Raw genomic sequence first — 5,306 nt, forward strand, 5'->3', positions numbered from 1 at the left:
ATGGCCCGCTCCTACAGGGATGACACCGAAACCATTCCGTCAGAACAAGACCACAAGAACACGGAGCCCCAACCATGTCCCTCAACGGCAAGACCCTCTTCATCACCGGCGCCAGCCGCGGCATCGGCCGCGAAATCGCCCTGCGCGCCGCCCGCGATGGCGCCAACATTGTCATCGCCGCCAAGAGCGCCGAGCCCCATCCGAAACTCGAAGGCACCATCTTCAGCGTCGCCGAGGAAGTCGAGGCTGTGGGCGGCAAGGCACTGGCCCTGCAACTTGACGTGCGCGACGAGAACGCCGTGCGCGAAGCCATGGCCAAGGCTGCCGAGCACTTCGGCGGGATCGACGCCGTGGTGAACAACGCCGGCGCCATCAAGCTGGTGGGCGTGGAGCGCCTGGAACCCAAGCGCTTCGACCTGATGTACCAGATCAACACCCGCGCCGTGATGGTCTGCAGCCAGGCCGCGCTGCCCTACCTGAAGCAGAGCAAGGGCCACATCCTCAGCCTGTCGCCGCCGATCAACCTGGCCGGCAAGTGGTTCGCCCAGCACGGCCCCTACACCGTCACCAAGTACGGCATGAGCATGCTCACCCTGGGGATGCACGAGGAGTTCAAGAAGTACGGCATCAGCGTCAACGCGCTGTGGCCGAAGACCATGATCGCCACCGCCGCCATCGAGTTCGAACTGGGCAGCCGCGACGCCTTCAAGCGCGCGCGCACGCCGGCGATCATGGCGGACGCTGCCTACGCCATCCTCTCCAGCAGCGAGCGCAGCATCAGCGGTCGGCTGCTGATCGACGAGGACATCCTGCGCGAACAGGGCCAGAGCGACTTCGAGCAGTACCGCTTCGACCCGAACGGCGGCAGCCTGGTGCCCGACCTGTTCCTCGACTGATACCCGCCATCCGTCGCGGCGCGCCCCACGGCGGATAACCGCAAGCGGTTATTCGCCCTACGCGCCAACTCCCTGTAGGGCGGATAACGCGGCACGCGTTATCCGCCGAACACTCGCGCGCCCTGCCTTGCGTTTACCAATCGACACAATCACACGCTGGCCGTCCGGCCAAGCCTTCCTAGACTGCGATGAACGCCTGGCCGATGCGTTTGCCGATCTGCCCTGCGCCTCGCGCGCAACAGCCATAGGCGCACGCCGGACGACGACCTAGAGTCGCTCGCAAGCGTCTGCACGCCACAGACAACAATGACAATAAGGGCACGCGTCAATGAGCCACGCCGACATCATCACCCCGACCCGCTTCCTCGCCCACCTGCCGGCCACCCTCGGCCGCGTGCCACGCATGCTGCGCGGGCTGTACTACACCGGCATCCGCAACCGCGAGAAGAACCTCTCCCTGGGCTGGGCGCTGGAGCGCGCCGCGCGCCTCTACCCGGACAGCCCGGCGCTGATCGACGAGCGCCGGCGCCTGTCCTACGCCCTCTTCAACGGCTGGGCCAACCGCCTGGCGCGGGCCTTCCAGGCTGAAGGCGTCGGCCATGCCAGCGTGGTCGCGGTGATGCTGGAGAACCGCGCCGAATTGATGGTGGTGCTCGCCGCCCTGGCCAAGCTCGGCGCCATCGGCGCGCTGGTCAACACCACCCAGCGCGGCCAGGTACTCAGCCACAGCCTCAACCTGGTCAAGCCCAGCCATTTCGTGGTCGGCGAAGAATTGCGCGAAGCCTTCGAGGACGTCCGCCCGGCCCTGGAGAACAGCGGCGGCCGCTGCTACTGGATCGCCGATGGCGAGGAAGCGGCACAAGCGCCCGCGGGCTGGCACAGCCTGATGCGCCTGGCGCAGGAACAGGACTCGAACAACCTCGCCGAAACCGCCAAGGTGCGCCTGAAGGACGCCTGCTTCTACATCTACACCTCCGGCACCACCGGCCTGCCCAAAGCCTCGATCATGAGCCACGGCAAGTGGATCAAGGCCTATGGCGGCTTCGGCCATTCCGGCCTGGGCCTGACCAACAGCGACGTGCTCTACCTGACCCTGCCGTGCTACCACAACAATGCCGTGACCGTGTGCTGGAGCGCCGTGCTGGCCGGCGGCGCGGCCATCGCCCTGCGCCGCAAGTTTTCCGCCAGCGCCTTCTGGAAAGACGTGCAGACCTACCAGGCAACCTGCTTCGGTTACATCGGTGAACTCTGCCGCTACCTGCTGAACCAGCCCCAGTGCGCGGAAGAGCGCGGCAATACCCTGACCTGCATGATCGGCAATGGCCTGCGCCCGTCGATCTGGAACGAGTTCAAGGAGCGCTTCGGCATCGAGCGAATCACCGAGTTCTATGCCTCCAGCGAGGGCAACATCGGCTTCACCAACGTGTTCAACTTCGACAATACGGTGGGCTTCTCGCCGGCAACCTACGCGATCGTGCGCTATGACCTGGAGAACGACCAGCCGGTACGGGGCGCCAAAGGGTTCATGGAAAAGGTCGACAAGGGCGAAGCCGGTCTGCTGATCAGCGAGATCAGCGACAAGTGGCCGTTCGACGGCTACACCGACCCGGCCAAGAGCGAGGCGGTGATCTACCGCAACGTGTTCAAGGAAGGCGATACCTGGTTCAACACCGGCGACCTGATGCGCGACATCGGTTTCAAGCACACGCAGTTCGTCGACCGCCTGGGCGACACCTTCCGCTGGAAAGGCGAGAACGTTTCCACCACCGAGGTGGAAAACGCCCTGGGCGCGTTCCCCGGCGTGGAGGATGCGGTGGTCTACGGCGTGGAGATTCCCGGCACCAACGGCCGCTGCGGCATGGCCGCACTGCGCCTGGCCGACGGCGCCAGCCTGGATGCGACAGCGTTGGCGGCCCACCTGGACCGTGAGCTGCCGGCTTACGCCGTGCCGCTGTTCCTGCGTCTGCTGGCCCAGGTGGAGACCACCGGGACCTTCAAGTACAAGAAGACCGACCTCAAGCGCAACGCCTACGACCCTTCGGCAGTGACCGAGGCGCTGTTCGTGCGGCTACCGGGAGAGACGGCCTATCGGGCACTGGATGGCGCGCTGTTCGAAGCGATTCGCGGCGGCGTGCACCGGTTCTGAGCGCCACACGGACTCGCCCTGGAGGGCGCGCCGTGCGCGCGATCGCGGGCATGGCCCGCTCCTACAAGCGGTGTCACGGGGTCAGTTGCGGAACTTGAACTGCAACTCGGCGCCGCGGATGTCCGAATGCCAACTGTCGTCGTTGGGCTCGCGCTCGTTCGGCTCGCGCTGGATCAGCCGGCCACCGACCTCGAAGGGGCTCTGTCCGGTCTTTTCGCCGAACATCGGCGGCAGGATCGGCTTCTCCTCGATCACGGTGATCGGATCGTCCGGCTCCAACTGATGGACCAGGTCCCTGGGCAGACGAAGGTCCAGCTTCACCGTCGGCAGCGGCTGCTTGACCACCGGATCAACCGGCTTCTTCACCTGCGCCGGCGTCTTCGAGGGCGCCTTGGCCTCAGGCTTGATGGCGGCCTCGACCGCGGCGGACTTGGGCGACGCCACGGACTTGGCGGCGGCAGGTCTGGCCTCTTCCTCGCGCGGCTGCTCGGCGGCCGGCTCGGGCGCAGGCGCGCTGGCAGGCACGGTCACGGCCGGGGCAACAGCCGGGGCCGGAGCGACAGCCTTGTCCTTGTGCTCATCGCCACAGGCAGCGAGCAGCAGGGACAGACTGGCGACAACGAGGATTCGAGACTTCTTCATGGAGCGGACCGTCAGAAAAACCGCGCAATGCTGGCGCGAGATACGAGGCAGAGCAAGTGCCTTGCCATGACAAACCGTTACAGCGGTAAGTCTGACAGACGCAGTCTGAACCCTGCCTGCCATTGATCAAGGGTTGTCAGGCAATTCCTTCAGGGCCCTGTCGATATCCAGGTCCGGGAAGCGCTGCCGCAAGCTCTCGCGCACACGTTCAGCCTCCGCCTTCTGCCCGCTGTCCTGCAAGTCGCGCAGATGCAGCAGACTGGTACGCGGCTCGTCGGCCTCCTCGGCGAATGCCTGGAGCTTCCCTTCGGCCGATACGCCTGACCGCGCCTGTGCGTCGGCAGATTCGCGGACTTCGTCCCTTGCCGCTGCTGCCGCCATTTTCTTGCTCATCGGGGCCGGCTTGGCAAGCTCCTGGATCGTTGCACCGGCAGCGGCACTGTCCATCTGCGGCGCGGCCATCCTCGGCTCCGCCACAGCAGGCGCCGCCGGCGGCGCCATGGCCGGTGCGGGCGCTGGCGCGCGCATCATTGCCGGGGATACCGGCGCGTCGAAGCGCTCCGGCGCCTCTTCAAAGGTCCGCAGGGTCAGGCTCAGGCCGATGCCCAGGGTCGCCAGGCCAGCCACGGCAACGCCCCAGCGCTGGCGGCTGCCGGCACCCAGCAGCCACTGGTGCAGGCGCTGGGCGAAACTCGGGGGCTTCTGCTGCACGGCGGCACGGGCGGCGGCCAGGATGCGCGCGTCCAGCTGCGCCGACGGCTGCTCATCGCTGTGCCGGCGGTAGTGCTCGAGCAGTTCCTGCTCGTGCGGATCGCGGTTCATGGGTTCACCTCCTCGGTCACCGACGGGTCGGACAACAACCGACGCAGTTTCTGCATGGCATAGCGAAGTCGGCTCTTCACGGTTTCCGCCGGAGTTTTCGTCAGCTCGGCAATTTCGTTCAGTTCCAGATCGCCATGGGTGCGCAGCAGGAAGACTTCGCGCTGCTCCACCGGCAAAGACTCCAGTGCGCCCTGCAGGCGCTGCTGGTCGCGGGCAAGGCTCAGCTCGCGTTCGGGGTCGGTGCTCTCGCCGCTCAAAACATCGCCATGCAATTGTTCGTCGAAGCTTTCCTGGCGCCCCTGGTGCCGGCCCAGCTTGCGCCAATGGTCGATCAGGCGGTTGCGGCCGATCTGGTACAGCCAGGTCTTGAAGCTGGCCGCGCCCAGTGGCTGGCTATCGCTGCGGATCAGGCTCAGCCAGGTTTCCTGGAACACTTCCTCGGCCTGGGCATTGTCGCCGCACAGGCCGCAGAGGAAGCGGAACAGGCCCAGGCGATGACGAGCGTAAAGCTCGCCGAACGCCTCGGCGTCGCCTTGTCGGTAGCGTCGCAGCAGGGCCACGTCGCTTTCGTCCTTGGGGGATATCTTCAACTCTCTCGATCCGTGTCGGTGCGGGTGTCGACTGGCTTCTCGCCAACGACCGAGTATCGCCGATGTCGCAGGCACAGGTGTAGCGCCGTGACTGGCTGGCAGAGGCTCGGGGATGGCAAGCGGCACGGCGGCGGTCTCGTCGAGGACTTCAACTTGCTTGGACGAGACATTGCAGGAAAAGGGGTTAACCGTAGATAAACGTTTACGCAG

Annotated in this window: 5 protein-coding genes; 2 read left to right on the forward strand and 3 right to left on the reverse strand. The window is 65.9% G+C overall.

Features of this window, described 5'->3' with window-relative positions; translation table 11 throughout:
- Positions 1–74: 74 nt before the first annotated feature.
- On the forward strand, positions 75–896 hold the full coding sequence (locus tag UB43_RS13155) for an NAD(P)-dependent oxidoreductase (RefSeq protein ID WP_045211550.1): 822 nt from the start codon (positions 75–77) through the stop codon (positions 894–896).
- 328 nt (positions 897–1,224) lie between these two features.
- The gene (locus UB43_RS13160; RefSeq protein ID WP_045211553.1) at positions 1,225–3,042 is read left to right on the forward strand and encodes a long-chain-acyl-CoA synthetase; all 1,818 of its coding nucleotides are present in this window, start codon (positions 1,225–1,227) and stop codon (positions 3,040–3,042) included.
- Between the two features lie 81 nt (positions 3,043–3,123).
- Here the strand turns inward: UB43_RS13160 and UB43_RS13165 are convergent, their stop codons facing one another.
- The 3 genes from UB43_RS13165 to UB43_RS13175 form a co-directional block, all read right to left on the reverse strand.
- Positions 3,124–3,684: a hypothetical protein gene (locus UB43_RS13165; RefSeq protein ID WP_052969543.1), complete on the reverse strand. Its 561-nt coding sequence runs from the start codon at positions 3,682–3,684 to the stop codon at positions 3,124–3,126.
- A gap of 126 nt (positions 3,685–3,810) precedes the next feature.
- Positions 3,811–4,506, reverse strand: a complete 696-nt coding sequence (locus tag UB43_RS13170) for a hypothetical protein (protein ID WP_045211556.1) — start codon at positions 4,504–4,506, stop codon at positions 3,811–3,813.
- Positions 4,503–5,096, reverse strand: coding sequence for an RNA polymerase sigma factor (locus tag UB43_RS13175; RefSeq protein ID WP_045211558.1), 594 nt, complete (start codon positions 5,094–5,096; stop codon positions 4,503–4,505). The genes UB43_RS13170 and UB43_RS13175 overlap by 4 nt, the downstream gene beginning before the upstream one ends.
- Between the last annotated feature and the right edge of the window lie 210 nt (positions 5,097–5,306).

Source organism: Pseudomonas sp. 21 (genome assembly GCF_000955805.1).
GTDB lineage: Bacteria > Pseudomonadota > Gammaproteobacteria > Pseudomonadales > Pseudomonadaceae > Pseudomonas.